We start from the raw sequence: 20014 nt of genomic DNA, 5'->3' as shown, positions 1-20014 counted from the left end.
CACCAGAACACCTCGGCGCCCCGGGCAGGGCGGCACGGCGGGAATAGACTCCGGGCCCGCCCTCAACACGGTCAAGGTGCCGTCCGACCCGGCGAAGCTCAGCAGCACCCAGGCCAGCTTCCGGGTCAGACTGGTCACCCCGGTGGATCCGCTGATCGACGCCCCCGCGGGCGCCGCCTTCGGCGACCCGTACGGCATGCAGAGCGGCGGCAACCCCTACGCGAACCCGTACCGCGCGGCCGGCCTCGGCACCCGCCCGATGGTCACCCCGCAGGTGGTCCTGCCCAGTACCGAGGTGCCGGCGATGGCCGGCATCGGCGGGGGCGGTCCACGGCGCAAGGGCCGGGTCACGGCCGTCACCTGGAGCGGCCAGGCCGCCCCCGGTGACCTCGCCGCCACCCGGCTGCTGGAGGCCGTCCGGCTCACCACCGTCCCGTCCCCCGCCGGGGCGCCGGCGGGCGACGACACCCAGCAGCTCCCGCAGATCCAGCAGTACGGCCAGGCGGTGCCCCGGCAGCCCGGTTCGCCCGGCTCCGGCGGGGCCCGGTCGGCCGCGCGCCCGTCCGAGCACCCCGGCTGGTCCCCGCACGGGGAGCTGCCCGAGATGTCGGCCGCCACGGCCGCCGAGGCCAAGCACCTGCGCGACCCGGGCCGCCGGGTCGACCTCGGCCTGGTCCTGCTGCCGCTGCGGGCCGTGCTCGGCTCGCTGTCGGTCTACGCCGGCTTCAGCAAGCTCTGCGACCCGGTGTACTTCGACGGCGGCGACCGTGGCTCGATGATGCGCTGGCTCTCGGCGCTGCACCCGTGGAAGGCCGCCACGCCGCTGCTCGACTTCGCGATGGCGCACCCGGTGGGCTCGGGCCTGGCGGTCGCCTTCACCGAGATCGTGGTCGGCGTGCTGACCATCCTGGGCCTGTGGCAGCGGCTGGCGGCCGGGGCGGCGATGCTGCTCTCCGCCGCGCTGCTGTTCACCGTCAGCTGGCGGGCCGTCCCGGTCTACGACACCCCGGACCTGATCTTCCTGGCGGCCTGGAGCCCGCTGCTGATCGCCGGTGCGCCGTTCGGCTCGCTGGACGGCCGGATCGCACTGAACGCCTGGCGCCGGTACGGCTCCGGGGCGCCCGAGGCGCTGCGGCGCCGGGTGCTGCGGCGCGGCGCGGTGGTCACCGCGGTGGTGGTCGGGCTGACCCTGCTGATCGGCTCGATGCTCGGCGCCGCCGTCCGCACCGGCCGCACCCAGCAGGCGCCGGTCAAGCCGCCGACGGACTTCGGCTCGCCGATGTGGCCCGGCAACGGCCCCTCCACGCCGCCGTCGCCCAGCCACAGCCCGTCGCCCACCCCGTCCCGCCCGGCTGGCTCGCCGCCGCCCTCCTCGCCCGCCCCGGGCAAGAGCAGCGGCAAGCCCAAGCCGTCCTCCGGGCCCAGCAGCGCGCACCCGGCGAACGGCGGCAGCAGCTCCGGCCAGGGCGGCGCCGGCGGGTCGGCGCCTGGGGGCGGCAGCTCGCGGAGCACCAACCCGACCAGCACGCCCGGTCTGATCGGCGGGGTGCTGGGGAGCGGGCCGGTGGAGCTGCCGAAGCTCGGGCTGGAGCGGCAGACGGAGGAGCAGCTGACCTGAGCCGGGCCGGCCCGGCAGTGCCTCGGCGGCTGCTGCTGGTGCGGCCGACGGACGGACCCCCCACCGGACTTGACCGGTGGGGGGTCCGTTTGTTGCGCGCCTCGCGGTGGGGGGCTTCCCGCAGGCGTTGCGGGTGGGGGCTTCCCGCGGGTACTGCGGGTGGGGGCTTCCCGTCGGGTTCAGGCTTCGCCGCGGGCGGCGGCCAGCTCCTTGGCGGCCTCGGTGAGGTCCTTCGCGGTGTCGATGGCGCGCCAGTAGACCCCCTGCGGCAGCTGGTAGCCGGCCAGCCGCTTGCTGCGGGCGAGTTGGGGGAAGGTGGTGCGCTCGTGGTCGCCCACCTCCGGCAGCAGCTCGCGGAAGCCGGGGGCGAAGACGTACAGGCCGGCGTTGATCAGGAACGGCGAGGGCGGGGCCTCGATGAAGTCCAGCACGTTGCCGAACTGGTCGGTCTCCACCGCGCCCCAGGGGATCCGCGGCCGGGCCAGCGCGAGGGTGGCCAGGGCGTCCCGCTCGTGGTGGAAGGCGGCCATGTCGCGCAGGCTGAACCTGGTCCAGATGTCGCCGTTGGTGGCGTACCAGGCCTCGTCGGGGCGGGGGAGCGCGCGGGAGGCGTACTTGAGGCCGCCGCCGCGGCCGAGCGGCTCGCTCTCCACCACGGTGCGGACGTTCAGCGGCAGGTCGGCCTTGGCCAGCCAGTCCTCGAGCACCTCGGCGAGGTGGCCGCAGGAGATCACCGCGTCCGTCACGCCCTCCGAGGCCAGCCAGGCCAGCTGGTGCCCGACGATCGGGATGCCCGTCCCGGGGATCTCGACCAGCGGCTTCGGGCGGTCGTCGGTGTACGGGCGCAGCCGGGAGCCCTGGCCGCCGGCGAGGATCACGGCCTGGGTGACGGCCGGTGCCGCGGGGTGGGCGGCGGGCCGGGCGGTGGGCGCGGTCACCGGCTGGGCGGCGGGCGGGGTGACTGGCGAGGTGACTGGCGAGGTGACTGGCTGGGCGACGGCGGCTGCGGGTGGTTCGGGGCGCGTCGAGTCTGCGGTCATAGCGGACACAATAGGGTCCGCGCGGGGCGGACCCTACCGAGGACCGGGGCCGGCCGTTGTCGGGGCCGGCCGACCGTTGTCGCGGGCGGCCGCTCAGCCCACCACGCCGGCCGCGAACGAGCCGTCGCAGACCGGCCGGGCGAAGGAGCGGGCGCGCTGGACGTCGCCCTGGTACTTGCGGACCGCGGCCCGGCCGAGCTCGGCCGAGAGGCTGCTGCAGTACGGCGTCAGCGAGGGCTTCTCCCGCATGGTGCGCTCCAGCAGGTCGAGCGCGGTGCCCGGGGTGTGGTTGCGCAGCTCCTCCATCAGGTCGACGCGGAGCGCGTCCTGCGGGGCCAGGCCCTGGGAGCTGGGGGCGGTGGCGGAGCGCCCGATGGTGCCGTCACCACTGGAGGCCGCGACCACCTGCTGGTCGAGCCCGGTCGGTGGCGCCCAGGGGACCCGGGTCACGGCGAGCGTGCCGGTGGTCACCAGGACCACCGGCAGGGTGAGGGCGACGGTCTGGCCGATGCGGCGAACGAGCTGTTTCACGCACAGGAGCGTAGCGGTGGGTGGCCGGGTCGGCGCACTCCGTTACACCAATGAGTGACACGTGTCCTGGTTCGTTCCGTCATCGTGTTGACGCCGGGGGCCCGGACGGGTGTGTCCGGTGGTCATGGGGCGGTGCGGGTACGGGCGTCGGCACGGGTTCGGGTGCGGGTGCGGGTGTGGGTACGACCGAGCCCCGGCCGGAACGGGTCCGGCCGGGGCTCGGGTGCCCGGTGTCCCTGGAGTCGGTTGCCCGACCGGGATCAGTTGCTGAGGCGGGCGCCCGTGCTGGTGGAGAAGACGTGCGGCTCGCCGCCGTTCGGGACGACGTTGATGGTCTCGCCCTTCGCCGGGATCTGGCGGCCGTGCACGCGCACGACGATGTCCTTGTCCTCGCCGGCCACCTTGGTGGTGCCGTAGACGAAGCCGTCGGCGCCGAGCTCCTCGACCACGTTCACGGTGACCGCGACACCCTCGATGCCGCCCGCGGGGACGATCTGGAAGTGCTCGGGACGGATGCCGACGGTCACGTTCTTGTCGGTGCCGACGCCGGCCAGGTCCTCGCGGGAGATGTTGATGACCGAGCCGCCGAACTTCACGCCGCCGTCGACCAGCGGGACCTCGATCAGGTTCATCGCGGGGGAGCCGATGAAGCCGGCCACGAAGAGGTTGGCGGGACGGTCGTACATGTTGCGCGGGGTGTCGACCTGCTGCAGCAGACCGTCCTTGAGGACCGCGACGCGGTCGCCCATGGTCATGGCCTCGGTCTGGTCGTGCGTGACGTAGACCGTGGTGATGCCCAGGCGGCGCTGCAGGCCGGCGATCTGGGTGCGGGTGGAGACGCGGAGCTTGGCGTCCAGGTTCGACAGCGGCTCGTCCATCAGGAAGACCTGCGGCTGGCGGACGATCGCCCGGCCCATCGCGACGCGCTGGCGCTGGCCGCCGGAGAGCGCCTTCGGCTTGCGGTCCAGGTAGTCGGTCAGGTCGAGGATCTTCGCCGCCTCCTCGACCTTGGTGCGGATCTCGGCCTTGTTGACGCCGGCGATCTTGAGCGCGAAGCCCATGTTGTCCGCGACGGTCATGTGCGGGTAGAGCGCGTAGTTCTGGAACACCATCGCGATGTCCCGGTCCTTCGGCGGCAGGTGGGTCACATCGCGCTCGCCGATCCGGATGGCGCCGCCGTTGACGTCCTCCAGGCCGGCCAGCATGCGGAGGCTGGTGGACTTGCCGCAGCCGGAGGGGCCGACGAGGACGAGGAACTCGCCGTCCTCGACGTGCAGTTCCAGGGCGTCGACGGCGGGCTTGTTGCCGCCCGGGTAGAGGCGGGTCGCCTTGTCGAACGTGACAGAAGCCATGGCTGTGCTCTCCTTCACCGGCAGGAACGTGCCGGACGATCCGAGTAAAGGGCTGGATTGTCTTGCGGGCCCGCCCTCACCGTGCCAGTGGTCTGGACCATCGATGAGAGCCGACTCCTGGCGACCGTACCCGCCCGTTCATCCGCTTGTCAGCCCCTGGAGGCGGGCGATTTCGGCATCGGTCCGATCACAACCAGGACAGACCACCCAAATCGCCGCCCGCCCCCGATATCCACCGGCGACGCCCGGCCCCTCCCGGTACACTGCCCCTGGTGCCGCCGTGGTCCGCCGCGGACGGCTACCGTGCCTCCTTAGCTCAGTTGGCCAGAGCACCGCTCTTGTAAAGCGGGGGTCGTCGGTTCGAACCCGACAGGGGGCTCTGGGTTCCACCCCGGATGAGCTGCAGCTTTGGCCTTCTGGGGGCTCCATCGTCGGCCTCGGACTTCTCGTCCGAGGCCGTTTGCGTGAGCGATGCGTGAGCGGATGGCCCGGTGAGCTGGGTGTTCGTGGTGGACTGCGCAACCTTGCGCGGCCTGTTCGCCCGGGGGACGAGCCGGGCCGCCGCCTCGGCGATCGCCCGGTCGACCTGCGGGAGCAGGGTCGTGTACGTGTCCGAGGTGATGCCGATCGAGGAGTGGCCGAGCATCTCCTTGATCGAGTGCAGGTCCGCGCCCGCCGCGTGAGCGAGCGTGGCCGCGCCGTGTCGGAGGTCATGCAGCCGGATCGGCGGGAGGCCGGCCTCGTCGGCCAGCTCGCGGAACCGGTCGGTCACAGCGGTCGGGTGCAGCCACTCACCGTTCTCCTTGGTGAAGACCCGGCCGGTCTCAACCCAAGCGGTGCCCCACTGCTCGCGGTTGGCCCGCTGCCGCTCGCGGTGCGCCTCCAGGACGGCCACCGTCTCGGAGTCGAGGGCGATGGTGCGGGCGCCCGCATCGGTCTTGGGGTCGTCCTCGTAGACCGCCCAGCCGTCCACGACGAGCTGCTTGGCCACGGTGAGGAGCCCGGCCTTCAGGTTCGTGTCGGCCCACCGCTGGCCGCACGCCTCGCCACGCCGAAGCCCTCGGAAGGTGATGAGGTGCAACAGCGCGTAGAGGCGGTCACCGGCGGCCTGGTCGAGGAACGCGCCGGTCTGCTCCGGCGTCCAGACCATCACCGGCGACGGGCGCTCGCCGGTGAGCTCCCAGTGCTCGATCCGCTCCTCCGTCCACACGAGCGGCTTGGGCCGCTTCGCGGACTCCAGCTCGACGTGGGAGGCCGGGTTGAAGGTGATGATCTGGCGCCGGATCGCAGCGTTGAGGCCCGCCCGGAGCGTGGAGCGGATCCGCTGGCAGGTGGACGCGCTGACGGCCCTTCGGAATGGCTCCATCTCGGCGATGGCAGCCTTGAGGGCCTTACGTTGGGCGCGGAACTCCCCTCCCTTCCAAGGGATCTGCGCGAGTTCGTCGATGGCGGCCCGCCGTTGGGCGTTCGCCTCGGCGATCTCGACGTTCTCCTCCTCGATGGCGGCGAACAACTCCTCCAGGTGCCTGACGCGGAGGCGGTCGAGACGGATGTGGCCGATCCGCGGCTTGAGGTAGAGCCGGATGCTGCTCTCGTCCCGGCTGATCGCCGTCTGCCGGCCGCGCTTGCCCGCTAGCCACTGGTCGAGCCACTCGCCGACCGTCAGCCGATTCTGGAGGTCCTGGCCGGAGGCGAGTCGGCGACGAGTCTCCTCGACGTCGGGCAGCGGCGCCTTCTCGTGGGCGACCTTCTCCAACAGATCGGCTATCTGCGCGAGGCCCTCGGGATCGTCCGCGTCCGGGATGTGCAGCAGCTCGCGCACCTGGTCGAGATCGGCCTGGGCGGTCTTCCGGGACTCGTAGCCGGAGCGGTTGAAGGACCGGCGTGAGCCGTCCTCACGGTTGGGCAGTTCCTGGCGGATTGCGTAGGAACCGTGCTTGCGGCTGCTGAGCTTCTGGCAGGCCTTGCCGAGCGGTTTGCCGGTGTCGGCGTCCCGGCAGTAGCAGCGGTGGTAGGTGGAGCCTTTCACGGGGTTCCCTCCTTCATCTGGTCGTCCTTGTGATCGGTGTCGAGGAATGCGACGTGGCGGGGGAGCGGTGAGGGAGTCAGCCCCAGCTCGCGCATGCGGTGCCGGATCGGCACGAGCTCCGAGCGAACGGCCTTCACGAGGCGGCCGAACTTGGCTTCGGCGCCGTGCGGCCAGTCCTCCCTCGCGCCTGAGAACTGGAGCTGCCAGGCGTCGTGCTGCTCGGTCCGGATGCGGTGCTCGACGCTCGCGTACTCGCGAAACACGGCCGCGTCGCCGAAGCCCAGGTCCTCACCGGTGAACCAGCTGAACGCCGTCCACGGGTCTCGGCTCTCGTGCGGGAGGCAGTCCACGTTGGTGCTCCCGCCGAGCGGGAAGACCAGGGTGGCCGGCGGCGCGTCGACTGCCTTGGCGAGCACGAGCAGCTCCGGGACGGTGAGGGTTAGCCGACGCCCGGACTCCCAGTTCGCGATGACGTTGCGCGGGATGGGGTGGCCCAGCTCGTCACAGGCGTCGGCCAGGTCCTGCGCGGTCATGCCCAGCTCCTTCCGGCACCTACGAACCTCGGCGATCACGGTTCTCGTGACCTGTGCCGACCAAGATTCCACTTCGTCGTGTGTCATATCGACACTTTATTGCGGTGCAAGCTGCTCCTCGATCCCGGACCTGCCGGGGCCGCCGACCGGGGCTTGCCCCCGTGAATGGAGACAGCTGTGCGAACTGAGACGGGCAACCAGGAGCTCGCGGGCATGAGCCGGGCGGAACTGCTTGCGTTGCCGGCCGCCATCGACCTGGACACCGCCAACCGCGCGATCGGCCTTGGCCGCAGCAAGGGCTACGAACTGGCGCGGCGGGACGTCTACCCGTGCCGCGTGCTGCGGTTGGGCAAGAAGTACCGGGTGATCACCGCAGACCTCCTGCGGCTGCTGGGCATCGACGTTGTGCCGGACGGTGCAGTGGCGTGACGACAAGGCTGCAGGTCGAGCCACGAGCTTGTCTGCCGTGAGAGGACTGCCGGCCGAGCAGTGGATCTTCCGCCAGGGCGGTCGTATCGTCGCGTCGCCCGCCGGTCGCAAACCGGCGCAACGCACTCCAACCGCCTGCGAGTTGGGGCCAATCAGCTCATCGGCTCGGCAGGCCGGGAACGCGACGGCCCTCGGTGCTACCAACACCGAGGGCCGGACGAAGTCCCCAGATCAGCGAATCAGTTCAACCGGTGGCAGCGCGACGGTCGAGGTCGTGCGCACCAGCGAGGAGCTTCACCGTGAACTCTACTTCCCGCCAGCCTGCGTCGGGAGACCCGGCGAAGGGCTGGCCCGCCGTTGCCGTCCCCGGTCAATCCGGTCACTACCGACCGGCGGTCGGTCAGAACGGTGTACTGACCGACCGGACTGACCGGGAGCCCGGTGCCTTGACCGGTCAGGTCACCGCTGACCCGGTCAGTGCCCCGGCGGGACAGGTCGGTGACCCGGACGTCTTCGGCGGGATGACCGGAAGCGGCGACCTGCCGGTCACTCCGTCATCGCCGGGAGCCGAGTTGCTCTGCGAACTCCGATCCGCCATAGCTCACTTCGTGATCCTCCCATCCGAGCAAGCTCTGGATGCCGTGACGCTGTGGGTTGCCGCCACCCATCTACAGCCCGCTTGGCAGCATGCCCCGCGTCTTGCCGTGATCGGCCCGGCCAAGCGCTGTGGGAAGTCTCGGCTGCTCGACATCGTCACCGAGACCGTGCACGACCCGCTCATCACGGTCAACGCGTCCTCGGCGGCCATCTTCCGGTCGATCACCGACCAGCCGCCGACCCTGCTCGTGGACGAGGCCGACACCATGTTCGGCACTGTCAAGGCGGCTGAGAAGAACGAAGACCTTCGGGGCCTGCTGAACGCCGGTCACCAGCGCAATCGCCCCACCCTGCGGGTGACCGGCCCGGACCACAAGGTGGTCAAGTTCCCCACCTTCGCCATGGCGGCCCTGGCCGGCATCGGCGACCTCCCGGACACGATCATGGACCGGTCAGTGGTCATCCGCATGCGCCGCCGCGCACCGGGCGAGCGCGTCTCCTCGTACCGCTCTGACCGGGACAACCCGGGCCTGCGCGAGCTGCGCGACGGCCTTCACACCTGGCTGGTGCCGCTGATCGACGCGGCGACCGACATGGAGCCGCCCATGCCGGTCGACGACCGTGCCGCTGACACCTGGGAGCCCTTGGTGACGGTCGCGGACCTCGCCGGAGGTGAGTGGCCGGTGCGGGCTCGCGAGGCCTGCCGTGCCATGACCGCGTTCGAGTCCGGGCAGGACGAGGACGGCGGTCTGAAGACGAGGATCCTGGTCGACATCCGCCGCGTCTTCGCCGCCGGTGGCAACCCGGACGCCCTGTCCACCGAGCACCTCCTGACCGCCCTGAAGGCCGACCACGAGGCGCCGTGGGCCGAGCACGGACCGACGGGGCTGAGCGCCCGTGGCCTGCAGCTCCCGCTCAAGGACTACGGCATCGGCTCGATGAACATCCGCTTCCCGGACGGCGTGCAGCTCAAGGGCTTCACCCGCAACGGTTTCCTCGACGCATGGAGCCGCTACTGCCCCGAGCCCGCTGAGTCGCCGGTCACGACTGGCGGCTGACCCGTCGCCAGTCGTACCACCCGTCCCCGCCCAGCTCAGGGCGGGGACGGGTTCGTTCTCCGCAACGGGTCCTGTCGTCCCGGGAGCGCCACCCGTACCGCCCTGACCAGGTGTGCAACGCGTGGGACGAGTGCAACGCGGTGGGCAGCGGACGGATTCTCAGTCGATCTGCTCGATGACAAGGGCGACAGCGCCAACGGCGCGAAGAGCGCTGGCAGCTGCCCGAGCTGCGTCTTCGGGTTGGTCGTTGAGAACCGTCGTTGGAAGCTGGCCGAGGAGGAGTTTGCCGTGCCACAGACTGAGCCCGGTGAGCCGGCGGATCTCCTTCAGCACGTCCATGGTGTGGGTGCCGGGATCGGCCAGGACGACGCTGTACGGCACGTCGTCACAGACCAGCGTGACGTACCTGACTTCGCCGCCCATGCCCCCTCCAACTGCCGGTCCTTGAGAGCCTAGCCCCACAGCGTAGAAGGCGGAGGGGACCGCACGCGGAGCAAGTTGTGGGGTAAGGAGTCCTTACCCCAGCCCGCGCCACTGGGGGCGGAGCAAGTTGTCGCGTACGACCGTCCTACGGTCGCCTCGCGTACTCGGCCCCGCCCAGGGGTGCGAGGCCGAGCCAACCAGCTGGTAGCCATGCAGAATGCCCCGCGCGCTCGCGGATCTGGCCTGTACGCTCGGCGGTGAATTCTGACGAGGTGGACAGGCTGCGGCTGGATGGTTCAGCTGCGGCGTATCCAGTAACCACGGTCATCCGGCGGCAATGGTCAGAGCGATGGAGCTGAGCGTGAGCGGCACTAAGGACGTGCACTTCCCACCGGTCGCCAACGGCATGGATTACCTGGCCAACGTCATGGACCACCTCGGTGGTACCCCTCACCCCCGCGACCTGAAGTACGCCGTACTCCATCTCCAAGCCGCCACCGAAGTGCTTCTGAAGGCGCGGCTCGTCCAGCACGATTGGCGGCAGGTGTGGATGAAGCCGCAAGACGCTGACCAGGCGGCATACGAGCGCGGAGACTTTCAAAGCTGCGGCATCGACGACGTCATCAAGCGCCTGCGACAGCAGACCGACGTGGACATCCCGCCTGCGGTTAAGAGCGAGATCACCATGCTCGCCAAGCAGCGCAACCGACTCCAGCACTTTGGCCTCACTGAAACCGCGCTCGCGATCGAAGCCCGCACAGCAACGGTCCTCGACTTTTTGCTCGACTTCGTCCAGCGACACCTACGTCCGGGCCTCGATGGCGATGAGGCGGTCCACGTGGACCAAGAGATGGAAGAGGTCCGCGACGCGCTCACCGGCATAAAGGCTCTGGTCGACGCCAGGATGAAGCGGATCGAGCCCGAGCTAAGAGCTGCTGCAGATCGAACGGTCCAGTGCCCTGACTGCGGGCGGACCGCGATGGTGGCCACCGGCCAGGATGTCGTCGAGTGCCTGCTATGCGGCAAGATTTGGGAGCCGGAGGAAGCGGCCGGGGACTACGCCGACATGGTCCTGGGCATGTCCTGGTACGACGCGATCAAGGACGGTGGGCCCGATCCGGTGTTCACCTGCCCAGAGTGCGACCTGGAGGCGGTGGTCCGCGGTACCCACCTGGCTGCGACACCGGACCAGGACGACGACTTCTGCTTCAACTGCGCACAGAGTCTCACCGGCATGTTCGCCTGCGCTGACGGGTGCGGCACGCTCACCGACAGCGACATTGGACTTTGCTACGACTGCACAGAGCGGCGCCTGGAGCGTTTCTGAGACCGCATTGGAGTGCCTTATCTATGAATTCGGTCTCCAAGGCCGGCAACGGTGGTGCCGTACATGCCAGCCGGTAGGGGGCGCTGTCATCTGGTGAGCGCCGAGAGTCTGGACCGTAGGACCCCCTCCAGGTCCAGGTTGTCGCCTCGTGTGATGGTCTGCAGAAGTTCGGTGATGACGACGAGTTCGGCGAATCGTCCGGTCGGTGTGTCGAGGACGTGCCCGAGGCGGCTGCGGACCTGGACGGCGGTCTCGGGTACGAGGAGGCTGTAGGAGTACAGCAGCGCTGCGTCGTAGCCGGCAGGCGCGGCGCCCCAGCCCTCCCAGTCGAGGACGGTGAGGGTCGGGCCTGTCAGGTTGGCCCAGTGCAGATCGCCGTGAGCGGTCGTCCAGGCGGGCACCTTGGTTTCGATCGAGATGCCGAGGTACTGCGGGATGGCACGGTCCAGGTACTCCTGACGGACCGCCACACGGTCGCTGGGGACAGCGGCGATGGCGTCGAGAGCGGTGCTGAGCCCGTCCCACCAGGCGTCGTCCAGGTCGGGCGCCTCCCGGAGGATCGGCTCGTGGGTGGTGATGGTGGAGGCGGTGATCTTGTCGTACAGCTCCGCCAAGTACCCATGCTCGCCCTCGCTCCAGGTACGCCGATCTCGCAGGCGCGGTCTGGGTACCGCAGGCGGCATGAGCCGTTCTGCCTCCTGCGGTCCCTCCCAGAGCTTTCCGCCTGCTTTGTCGGCCGGGGCGGACACCAGGCGGAGCCATCCCTCGCCGGACGCCGTGGCAACCGGGCGGCTGAGGGTACGCCCACGCCAGCCCCACGCTTCGCGCGAGCCGATCGGCGTCGCGTCGAGCGCCGCTGCGGCTGTGGCGTGCATCCCGCGCATCCGCTCGGCGATGTCCGGCTCAGGTTCCGAGTACATCAACGACCCTTCGCAGCACGTCCGGAGACAACGGCGGACGGCCGACGGCATCGGCGGCCTGCGTCCAGTGTTCCGGATTCCCCGTCGACAGAAGTACGCGTCTCACTCCGGTGGTCGAGGCGACGACGGCGAGGGCAGCCTGGGCGGGTGTGCTGCCAGGGCTGATCAGGTCGGTCAGCTCACGGGGCACGATGCCGGGGATCTCGCCACCGTGGAGCGGGGCGGATGCGAACACCTCCAGTCCTGCGTCCAAGGCGTCGACCAGCGGGCCGTGTCCGTCGAGCGCCTGGGCGACCGGCGCGAGGTGGACGAGGGAGACAGGGAGTTGGATGGCCCGCAGGTGGTGCTGTGGGCCGCCGGCCTTGGTTGCGAGTTCGAGCAGGGTCGGCACGTCGAAGAACCCGCTGCTGAAACCGCGCCAGGTAGCCACTCCGTAGGAACTGATGACGCGCTGATTGCAGGCCTCCTCCAAGGCGAGGAACGCGGCGTAGAGCTGGTCGGCGATCGCGCCCTCCTGGCAGTCGTGTTCCGGGTTGTGTAGGAACACCACGTCGGGGACGCGGCCGAGCATGCGCTTGCTACGGGCGACCTGCCAGCCGATGTAGTCCGGCGCTAGGCAGTGCCCGCGCTCGGCATCACCGGCGGAGAGCGCGCCCGCGCGTACGCCGATCCGCCGGGCACTGGGAGGGACGAAACCCACCTTCGTGGAGATGCGTAGATCCGGATACGCCGCCAGAACCAGGGCCAGTGCCGCCTCCGCCCGACCACCCTCGTAGTTGGGCGCGGTATCCACCCAGTCGGCACCTCGGGCAGCGGTCCTCACTGCGGCCTCGGCCACATCGTGACAGCGGTAAGTGCCGAGGCCCAGCCGGGCGGTCATCGTGGGCCTCCGATCGCAGCGGCCTGGCCGTCGACCAGCTCAGTCACGACACCGGCCGCCTGGCCGAGAGTGATGCCTGCAGCCTGAGCGAGATCGGCCAGCCGGTGAGGTCCCCCGTCTGCGAGGAGCGCGAGCATCGTCTCGGTCTTGGCGGCAAACGTCCACTCCTCGCCGCCGGCGGTAAACCGGACGGTGCTGTCGGGCATGGCCGCGAGCGCGGGCCGCGTGGTGACCAGGCGTACCTGCAGGTCGGCATCCGGCGGGGCCGCCGTGATGTGGGGCAGCGACGGCGCGAGCCGGGCTCGCTCGGTGGCGTCGCGGGCGGAGGAGAAGCGGGCGATCAGGTCGTCGCTCTCCAGCTCGGTCGCGATGAGCTTGCCGATCGTGTCGAGGAAGGCGCGTTGCTCCTCGACGGCCCCAAAACGCGGGACATCCGCTCGGATGGCCTGGTGAGCACGCAACATCTCCGACAGCCAGGTGATCAAGTCGGCACCCGTCGTGCTCTGCAGCCCGCACGTGACGTGCAGCGAGTGCTGGCCCTCAGAGGCGGCGACGGCGTGCCACCAGCCCCGAGGCAGATAGAGCACATCGCCGGCGGTGAGGACCAGATCGGCGACGGGCTCCTCGGGTGGTGGCTCGGGCGTCTCGACGTCGCGGTGCATCGGCAACGCGCGGGTGGGGCCGTAGATGCGCCAGCGCTTCGCGCCGTCGAGCTGGACGACGACCACGTCGTGATCGTCCCAGTGGACGCCGAAGCCCTCGGTGCCGGTCCAGGAGGCGTACAGGTTGACCTGTACGCCGGTTCGCAGCCAGCGCTCCAGCTGGCCGGCCAGAGCGCCGATTCCGGCGTGGAGTTCGTCGACGGCGTCCAGGACCAGCGTGGCTCCCTCGGTGAGACGCTGGTGCAGCTCGGAGGGCTGGAGGCGGTGCCAGACGGTGCTGCGCCGGGTGACGATCGGCTGGGAGTAGGTGTGCGCGGGCACCTGCTCGCCGTTGGCGGCGAGTCGGAAGCGAGGCGATTCGAACCGGTGGTGGGTCAGGATGGCGTTGAGGTCATCCCAGCCCATGAGTCCGGCAAGTGACGCGGCTTCACCGCGTGCGACCTTGAAGCTGCGGCCGAGCGTCTGGGCGAGGAAGTCATCCCCGCCCAGACGCTCAACCGCCGAGAAGTGCTCGGCGGTCATCGAGATGCAGCCGTCAGTCGTTGGTGTCGGTACGGCCGGTGGAGCCGCCGTCCGACGGCTGCTCGCCACGCGAGCGGGCCGCGGCGACCTTCGTACGGGCGACCAGCAGGCCGTCGCCCTCCAGCTCGGTGCTGGTCGTCAGGTTCTCGGGCATGAAGCACTCCTTCGGTTTCATGGGGCGGGCCGACTGCCCGGCCCCGTCGTGGGTGCAGCGATGGATCCGTTGCCAGGGCAAGCCGTTGGCAAGGAACCTCGGGTGCTTTTGCCGCGTGGCTGTTGACCAGCGCGGCCACCTGCATCCCCCCAAGCCCGCGTCGGGGCAGGAGGAAGTCTTGTCAGACACTGCTAGGGACGACGTCCCGTGCCTTCGGAGCCGCGGCCCTCACTAGCGCGGTGAGTCGCTCGTCGCCCGAGACGGCGGCGGTGGTGCCGACCTCGAACCAGATCCGCTTGCCGGCGGGGTCCGGCTCGGCTCCCCAGCCCGTCGCGAGCGCTGCCACCAGGAACAGCCCTCGCCCGTCGGTGGCGTCGAGATCGACCCCGCCGGCAGCCGGCAGTTCGTGGCTGACGTCCGTCACCTCGACGCGCAGCCGGTCACCGTCACAGGACACGCAGACGACGCATGGCGCGTCGGTGTGGGACACGGCGTTGGTGATCAGCTCGCTGGACAGCAACTCGACATCGCGGAGCGCGTCCTCCGCGAGCGGAAGGCCCCAACCGCGCACGGCCTGTATCACCCGCCGCCGGGCGTTCGGCACGGCCTCGGCACTGGGCGGCACGCGAAAGCCGAACGGGGCAGGGGTGATGGCTTGGCGGGTGGCGACGGACATGAGCGCGGACCTTTCACCGGGACGAGGTCGGCAGCGGGCCGATTCGCGCCGGGATTCACCCGGCAGGTATCTACAGAACCGCCTCCAACGCGGGTGAACCAGAGCAGAATTGAGGCGGCAACGAGGCATCTGTGCTGCAAACCCGGGCATGACCTGGCCTGTTACGACTGCAGACGAACTGACGTACCTCTGGAGGACGCGGAATGGCATCCAGGAGGTCCCGGCTGATCCAGCGCCGGGAGGCGGTTGGCCACACCCAGGAATCCCTGGCTGAAGTCCTCGATGTGGACCGTACGACCGTGGGGCGATGGGAGAGCGGCAGGGGTGCCCCGCAGCCCTGGATGCGGCCGAAGCTCGCCCGCGCCTTGGAACTCTCGGTCGACCAGTTGGCAGACTTGTTGGCAGTGCCCTCTGCAGCCGCCGAAGCAGTCCCATCGCCCAGCAGCGTCGGCGACGACTCGCCTCCTGTGCCTGCCCGGCGCACGGACCACGACAACGATCTCGTAGTGGCCGTGGCAGCCGACTCGACAGAGTCCGCGCTCTTCCTCCGCTTCGCGAGCGCGTCCAACGTGGACGACACGCTGCTCGAACAGATCGACGCCGACATTGCGAGGCTGGCAGGGGACTACGTGAGCAAGCCGGTGTACGAGCTCTTCCACGACATCGGAACCCTTCGACGAGGGGTGTTCGACTTACTCCGAGGCCGCCAACACCCCCACCAGACAAGCCATCTCTACCTGCAGGCCGGACGCCTCTGTGGCCTGGCCACTCACGTCGCCCTCGACCTCGGCCAGTACACAGCTGCGGCTACGCATTCGCGAACGGCCTGGCGCTGCGCGGAGTCAGCCGGCCACAACGGCCTCCGGGCCTGGATCCGATCCGTCCAGTCCCTGATCGCCTACTGGCAGCAGGACCACCACCAGGCCGCCGAGCTGGCCAGGGCCGGACTGCCGTACGCGGACCGCGGGACGATCGCCGCCCGCCTACTCAGCCTCGAAGCGCGGGCCACCGCCGCGCTCGGCGACAGTGCGAGCGCGCTACGAGCCGTGGAAGCTGCAGAGGCGGCGCGGAGCACAGTAGCCGCCGTGGATCTTCCTGGCGTATTCACGTTTCCCGAGGCCAAGCAGTGGACCTACGCCGGCACCGCCCTCCTTGCCCTGGGCAGCCAGCGTCACGTGAACCGCGCTATCGAGGCCTCCTCCAGGGCCATCGGCCTGTACGAGTCCGCACCGCGGCAGGAACGGTCCACCGGCGACCTGCTGGCCGCCCGCCTTGACCTTGCCAACGCCCACCTCGCCCACGGCGACCTCGACGGCGTGAAGGAGAAGCTCTCGGTGGTGCTGGACGCCGCGCCGGACCGGCGAACAGCGAGTATCTCCAGTCGCCTTCGGGCGCTGAGCACTCGTCTCGCCGAGCCCGCGTACGCAGGCTCCCCGATCGTCCTGAGTCTCCGTGAGAATGTCAGAGAAGCCTGCTCTCGACCCGCACTCACGAATCCTCCGGAGCTGCCACAGTGACGAGCAACGCCGCACAGCAGGACGCCGCTGTCGCCGACAAGTCCATCCTCGCGAACAGCGCCTACGCTGACGGACGCCACCTAGCCGCCCGCCAGTCGATCTACCGGTGGCAGCAGCCGCAGTACGACCTGCCCGGGATCGTCCTCGAAGAGCTGGCCGGCAGCAGCGGGACCGTCCTCGACGTCGGCTGCGGCAACGGCAAGTTCGTCAGCCGCCTGCACAATGACCGGCCGGACCTTCAGGTCGTCGGGATGGACATCTCGGCGGGCATTCTTGCCGATGTCGAGAAGCCGGTCCTGGTGGCCGACGCCCAGGCCCTGCCGTTCGCCGACGACAGCGCCCATGCCGTGCTGGCCCTGCACATGCTGTACCACGTCAGCGACATTGAGGCCACGATCAAGGAGCTGGCCCGTGTCCTTCGGCCTGGCGGCGTGCTCATCGCCTCGACCAACAGCGACACCGACAAGCAGGAGCTGGACAAGCTTTGGGCCAGGGCCGCAGGAGACGTCCTCGGGATCCCCAAGGGGCCGGCACGGGTCTCCCTCAGCTCCCGTTTCTCCCTGGAGAAGGCTCCCGGGTACCTCGGAACAGCGTTCAAGGACATCCGGGTGCGGGAACTGCCTGGCACCATCGAGATCACCGACGCGGCGCCGATCGTCGCCCACCTTGCCTCCTATGAGGCGTGGGCCGACCAATGCGGTGTTCCGTTCCATGAGACCGTCAGCCGGGCAGCCGAGATCGCTGCCACCACTATCGCGACCGAAGGCTCGTTCAAGATCACATGCATGGGCGGAATTCTAGTATGCCGTTATTAGGAGAGCCACCCGCCACCGTGCGCGGGTCCACTTCTAAGAGATTAGGATCCCTCCCGTAGCAGAAAATCATTGACGCGCGCAAAATAGATTCTCCGGAGTTCACTCATTTCGAGCTCGCCAAAGAAATCGGCCACCTCGGCTGCGTCTTCGACTGGGATTATTGGGCCAGAGTGGGCCATGCGTTGCGCATACTCCTCAACGACGCTTCTGGGGGCGCAGGCATTCAATTTTCTGAGCGTGTGAGCTGCTGCCCCAGTCAAGCCAGGATCATATTCCTTGGACACGCGGACCGCTAGGCAGAAAGCTCCGTCATGGAAACCCTCTTCCTGGAGGAGGGCTATCATCTCAAGTGGTGCATACGACTGATCGATCGACAGATTACCAATCGTCTCCGACACGCGCCTCAGCAGTGCCCGGCTTGCATCCGTTAGTCCTAGTGACCTCATGTTAAAGGCCAGTGGGTGCGTCTGCATGAGATTTGTCGCATCGACCTTATCGAGCATTCCCTCCAGTCGCCGTACCCCCTCGCTGAAGATATCTGTATCGTGCATAAGTGCAAGCAGAAGGGCAAAATTCCCAACGCTAATTTCGGTCTCGCAGACATGGCGCGCGACGACCAAGGCAGTTCTCTGGGCCTGATCGGTGGCCGATTCCCGGAGGATTTCGACAAGGAAGAGCGGCTCTGATGGCTCGGTCAAGTCAATGCTTGAGATATTCTGTTCTATCTTAAGTGAATATTCGGCTACCGATTCGAGGTGGCCGTGGCGCTCGAGCGACTCCAGGATGGAGCCCATGTCAATTGGCGAAGCGACAGGCAGGGTCGCAATTCTCCTGCTGACCCTTTCTGTGGCGATCCCGCTCCACTCAGGAAAGTCCCTCAGTTCTTGGAGTAGCCATCCGAGGCTACTTGAATCCCATTGATCAAGGCTGTCGATAGCACTGGCAGTCATGCTTTGTACTGCAATTTGATCCGCGCGTGGGTTGCGAAGAAGGGAAGCAAGGGCCACAGGGTCACCGTCCATGGCCATAGGAGCCCAGAGCTGTGCTGCTGTTTCATGCATCCCCCTGTCTTCGGCAGCATGGGCATATGTGGGAATGTAAAACCCATCTCCTGCCGCGAGCACGCCACGCCAAAAGCTTGCAGGCACGGGGATCGCAGACCGGTTCTGTCGGGCATCTTGAAGAAGATAATCGGCCAGCCGATATCGTATACCCGGGCTGTCGTCATCCCGGGAGCGAATTCGGGTAAGTGGCCTGATTGCTCCACGGAGTTGTGTCATCGCGTGATCTAGCGAGGCGCAGAACCATTCGTCTTCAAGTGTTCCCCATTGATCGTCATCCAGGTAGCCCTCGGAGGCGATGCGAAGAAATCCTTCGGTGGTCTCGTTTGAATTTCCTACGACGCACCAATCCATCGCAGCAGATAGCATGGCCCAGGCCCCTGGGGCGATTTGCTGGGAGTCCATGAAGAACTCCACAAGGGCTGGGCCGGCTGCGATGTATTGAGTTACCCGATCTCTTGCCGATTTGAGAGCCATTCGGACTCTAGGGTCGCGATTCCCCAGCTCCTCGAGTTCACTGGCCGAGAAGTCTGGGGTTATGTCAATTCTTTGGGCTGCATGCTTTAGGAGCCCTCGGGCCTGGCTATGATCGTCCTCCTCGGGGCCGCGTGCCTGGGTGAGGTCTTGCCAGTAATCGGGCCAAAGCGTCCCTATCGCTACTACTTCATCGTTGCCGGAGAGGAATTCTCTCAATGCGGCAGCGGCTTTTTCTCCGCTTGCGGGGAATAGGTATTCTTGAAGCTCGTTGAGCCAGATTATGGTTCTAGGCTTCAGCTTCCCAGGCTGGAGGCAGTTAATCAGGGCCTCTGGCTTATTGGGTGATATGGGATGGTGGAGATGCCAATCTTGAGGAAGCTTTCGGATGGCCTCGTAGGCGGCGCGAGTCTTGCCGGTTGAGGATCCACCGACAATCACTATCAAGCGCGGCAAGTCTTCGGCGAGGGCGTTCGCGGTTATCTGGTCATGTGCGCGTTCTAGGTATTCAGGTAGATCATTTGAGGATCCGGCCACATTGATCGGGCGGTGAACCTCAAGAGCTATCGGATCGCTCCAGGCTGCCAGCGGACGGCCCACCCAATGGTGCGTTGCATCTTCCTTGGCGGCCGTCGGCGATCGCTTTTCGGCCTGCGCGGCCAGTCGCAGTCGCTCAATTCTTGCTATCTCCCCGATTGTCAGCCCGGCGTTTTTCTGAGAGTCGAATGACGAATTCCCCCAGAGTAGCAATGTTCTGACTAGGACGGCTAGCTCGCGCTTTCTCCCTGGTATGGATTTGCAATTAATCCACTCGCTGATTGATGACGTGTTCAATGGCGAGTGCTTGTCGTGTTCCGCCGCTCGTCGCACGACGGCGTGAAGAGATGGGCCCCCGGCGGACTGGTGCAGCGTCCGCAGTGCGGCAGCCAGCCTGGTCCGGGCGTTGCCAGCCTTATCCAACCGTTCCACCTGACCGTCCCGTCCATGCTGCCCACTGTCCGACTCCGGATACTCCGGACACGCTTCTCACCTGCGGGTTTCCCCGGCCGACCGTCTTGAGCGATCGACGGACACTTCCCAGTCTGGACTACTTCCAGTCGTCAGCGAGCAGGGACGAGGAGTTCGGAGACTAGGGTGAAGCTTCTGACTGGAGTTGTGCAGGCGGCGGATGTGCCGGTTGTCTTGGCAGCGGCGGCGGGCCTTGCGCTGGTTGTGGTTGTCGGTGTCGCACTACCAGCGGTTTGGTCCCGTCACGCGTATCGACGGGCTGCCGCTCGTTCAGTTCTACGGTTGCTGATGGAGGCTCTCTCTCATCGCCGTCGCTGATATGGGAGAACAACGCAGGGAGGCTCCCGTGTGCGTGAGCGATGCGTGAGCGGACGAGGTGGCAGGACCT

At 68.2% G+C, this 20014-nt stretch carries 17 protein-coding genes, 1 tRNA gene and 1 pseudogene; 7 read left to right on the top strand and 12 right to left on the bottom strand.

What is annotated here, in order from left to right:
* The first annotated feature begins 76 nt into the window (after positions 1-76).
* Positions 77-1618: a DoxX family membrane protein gene (locus tag AB0K43_RS16675; protein WP_363640230.1), complete on the top strand. Its 1542-nt coding sequence runs from the start codon at positions 77-79 to the stop codon at positions 1616-1618.
* A gap of 179 nt (positions 1619-1797) precedes the next feature.
* Here the strand turns inward: AB0K43_RS16675 and AB0K43_RS16670 are convergent, their stop codons facing one another.
* The 3 genes from AB0K43_RS16670 to ugpC form a co-directional block, all read right to left on the bottom strand.
* Positions 1798-2658, bottom strand: a complete 861-nt coding sequence (locus AB0K43_RS16670) for a nucleotidyltransferase family protein (RefSeq protein ID WP_363640228.1) — start codon at positions 2656-2658, stop codon at positions 1798-1800.
* Between the two features lie 93 nt (positions 2659-2751).
* The gene (locus AB0K43_RS16665; RefSeq protein WP_363640226.1) at positions 2752-3189 is read right to left on the bottom strand and encodes a hypothetical protein; all 438 of its coding nucleotides are present in this window, start codon (positions 3187-3189) and stop codon (positions 2752-2754) included.
* A gap of 260 nt (positions 3190-3449) precedes the next feature.
* Positions 3450-4541 (bottom strand): sn-glycerol-3-phosphate ABC transporter ATP-binding protein UgpC, encoded by a 1092-nt coding sequence (gene ugpC, locus AB0K43_RS16660; protein WP_363640224.1) that lies wholly within the window; start codon positions 4539-4541, stop codon positions 3450-3452.
* A gap of 305 nt (positions 4542-4846) precedes the next feature.
* On the opposite strand from ugpC, the gene AB0K43_RS16655 reads away from it, so the two are divergent.
* Positions 4847-4920 (top strand) — tRNA-Thr (locus AB0K43_RS16655).
* A gap of 165 nt (positions 4921-5085) precedes the next feature.
* Here AB0K43_RS16655 and AB0K43_RS16650 read toward each other — a convergent pair.
* Positions 5086-6570 (bottom strand): annotated as a pseudogene (locus AB0K43_RS16650) (site-specific integrase); the annotation flags it as partial.
* Positions 6567-7190, bottom strand: coding sequence for a helix-turn-helix transcriptional regulator (locus tag AB0K43_RS16645; RefSeq protein ID WP_363640222.1), 624 nt, complete (start codon positions 7188-7190; stop codon positions 6567-6569). The pseudogene AB0K43_RS16650 and the gene AB0K43_RS16645, both read right to left, overlap by 4 nt.
* 126 nt (positions 7191-7316) lie before the next feature.
* Here AB0K43_RS16645 and AB0K43_RS16640 point away from each other — a divergent pair, with 126 nt between their 5' ends.
* Positions 7317-7532 carry a hypothetical protein gene (locus tag AB0K43_RS16640; protein ID WP_363640274.1) on the top strand — a complete coding sequence of 72 codons (216 nt, stop codon included), beginning with the start codon at positions 7317-7319 and terminating at the stop codon, positions 7530-7532.
* A 521-nt stretch (positions 7533-8053) separates the two neighbouring features.
* Positions 8054-9187, top strand: coding sequence for a DUF3631 domain-containing protein (locus AB0K43_RS16635; RefSeq protein ID WP_363640272.1), 1134 nt, complete (start codon positions 8054-8056; stop codon positions 9185-9187).
* A gap of 159 nt (positions 9188-9346) precedes the next feature.
* On the opposite strand, the gene AB0K43_RS16630 is transcribed toward AB0K43_RS16635, so the two are convergent.
* Complete coding sequence (locus tag AB0K43_RS16630) at positions 9347-9610, bottom strand: ribosomal protein L7/L12 (RefSeq protein ID WP_363640220.1); 264 nt, start codon at positions 9608-9610, stop codon at positions 9347-9349.
* 349 nt (positions 9611-9959) lie between these two features.
* Between AB0K43_RS16630 and AB0K43_RS16625 the strand changes: the two genes are divergently transcribed.
* Complete coding sequence (locus tag AB0K43_RS16625; protein WP_363640218.1) at positions 9960-10937, top strand: hypothetical protein; 978 nt, start codon at positions 9960-9962, stop codon at positions 10935-10937.
* 86 nt (positions 10938-11023) lie between these two features.
* Here AB0K43_RS16625 and AB0K43_RS16620 read toward each other — a convergent pair whose 3' ends face one another.
* The 5 genes from AB0K43_RS16620 to AB0K43_RS16600 all read right to left on the bottom strand — a co-directional run bounded on the left by AB0K43_RS16620 (position 11024) and on the right by AB0K43_RS16600 (position 14751).
* Complete coding sequence (locus AB0K43_RS16620; protein ID WP_363640216.1) at positions 11024-11551, bottom strand: hypothetical protein; 528 nt, start codon at positions 11549-11551, stop codon at positions 11024-11026.
* Positions 11552-11840: 289 nt separating this feature from the next.
* Complete coding sequence (locus AB0K43_RS16615) at positions 11841-12737, bottom strand: aldo/keto reductase (protein ID WP_363640214.1); 897 nt, start codon at positions 12735-12737, stop codon at positions 11841-11843.
* Positions 12734-13921, bottom strand: a complete 1188-nt coding sequence (locus tag AB0K43_RS16610; protein ID WP_363640212.1) for a cupin domain-containing protein — start codon at positions 13919-13921, stop codon at positions 12734-12736. The genes AB0K43_RS16615 and AB0K43_RS16610 overlap by 4 nt, the downstream gene beginning before the upstream one ends.
* A gap of 13 nt (positions 13922-13934) precedes the next feature.
* Entirely contained in the window at positions 13935-14075 is a 141-nt protein-coding gene (locus AB0K43_RS16605; RefSeq protein WP_167574070.1) for a hypothetical protein, read from the bottom strand.
* Between the two features lie 181 nt (positions 14076-14256).
* Positions 14257-14751, bottom strand: a complete 495-nt coding sequence (locus tag AB0K43_RS16600) for an ATP-binding protein (RefSeq protein ID WP_363640210.1) — start codon at positions 14749-14751, stop codon at positions 14257-14259.
* Positions 14752-14954: 203 nt separating this feature from the next.
* On the opposite strand from AB0K43_RS16600, the gene AB0K43_RS16595 reads away from it, so the two are divergent.
* Both AB0K43_RS16595 and AB0K43_RS16590 read left to right on the top strand, forming a co-directional pair.
* Positions 14955-16268, top strand: a complete 1314-nt coding sequence (locus AB0K43_RS16595; RefSeq protein WP_363640208.1) for a helix-turn-helix transcriptional regulator — start codon at positions 14955-14957, stop codon at positions 16266-16268.
* Positions 16265-17083, top strand: coding sequence for a class I SAM-dependent methyltransferase (locus tag AB0K43_RS16590; RefSeq protein WP_363640206.1), 819 nt, complete (start codon positions 16265-16267; stop codon positions 17081-17083). Before AB0K43_RS16595 ends, AB0K43_RS16590 begins: the two co-directional genes overlap by 4 nt.
* A 41-nt stretch (positions 17084-17124) precedes the next feature.
* Here the strand turns inward: AB0K43_RS16590 and AB0K43_RS16585 are convergent, their stop codons facing one another.
* Positions 17125-19587, bottom strand: coding sequence for a hypothetical protein (locus tag AB0K43_RS16585; RefSeq protein WP_363640204.1), 2463 nt, complete (start codon positions 19585-19587; stop codon positions 17125-17127).
* Positions 19588-20014 lie beyond the last annotated feature (427 nt).

Source organism: Kitasatospora sp. NPDC049258, assembly GCF_040678895.1.
GTDB lineage: Bacteria > Actinomycetota > Actinomycetes > Streptomycetales > Streptomycetaceae > Kitasatospora.
The sequence above is the reverse complement of the archived record's forward strand: the minus strand, read 5'-3'. Positions and strand labels throughout refer to the sequence as shown.

Bases quoted from the DNA above. Each gene is read 5' to 3' on its own strand.
- AB0K43_RS16670 (WP_363640228.1), bottom strand. From the start codon at position 2,658: ATGACCGCAGACTCGACGCGCCCCGAACCACCCGCAGCCGCCGTCGCC.
- ugpC (WP_363640224.1), bottom strand. From the start codon at position 4,541: ATGGCTTCTGTCACGTTCGACAAGGCGACCCGCCTCTACCCGGGCGGC.
- AB0K43_RS16645 (WP_363640222.1), bottom strand. From the start codon at position 7,190: ATGACACACGACGAAGTGGAATCTTGGTCGGCACAGGTCACGAGAACC.
- AB0K43_RS16640 (WP_363640274.1), top strand. From the start codon at position 7,317: ATGAGCCGGGCGGAACTGCTTGCGTTGCCGGCCGCCATCGACCTGGAC.
- AB0K43_RS16635 (WP_363640272.1), top strand. From the start codon at position 8,054: ATGACCGGAAGCGGCGACCTGCCGGTCACTCCGTCATCGCCGGGAGCC.
- AB0K43_RS16630 (WP_363640220.1), bottom strand. From the start codon at position 9,610: ATGGGCGGCGAAGTCAGGTACGTCACGCTGGTCTGTGACGACGTGCCG.
- AB0K43_RS16625 (WP_363640218.1), top strand. From the start codon at position 9,960: ATGGAGCTGAGCGTGAGCGGCACTAAGGACGTGCACTTCCCACCGGTC.
- AB0K43_RS16615 (WP_363640214.1), bottom strand. From the start codon at position 12,737: ATGACCGCCCGGCTGGGCCTCGGCACTTACCGCTGTCACGATGTGGCC.
- AB0K43_RS16610 (WP_363640212.1), bottom strand. From the start codon at position 13,921: ATGACCGCCGAGCACTTCTCGGCGGTTGAGCGTCTGGGCGGGGATGAC.
- AB0K43_RS16605 (WP_167574070.1), bottom strand. From the start codon at position 14,075: ATGCCCGAGAACCTGACGACCAGCACCGAGCTGGAGGGCGACGGCCTG.
- AB0K43_RS16600 (WP_363640210.1), bottom strand. From the start codon at position 14,751: ATGTCCGTCGCCACCCGCCAAGCCATCACCCCTGCCCCGTTCGGCTTT.
- AB0K43_RS16595 (WP_363640208.1), top strand. From the start codon at position 14,955: ATGGCATCCAGGAGGTCCCGGCTGATCCAGCGCCGGGAGGCGGTTGGC.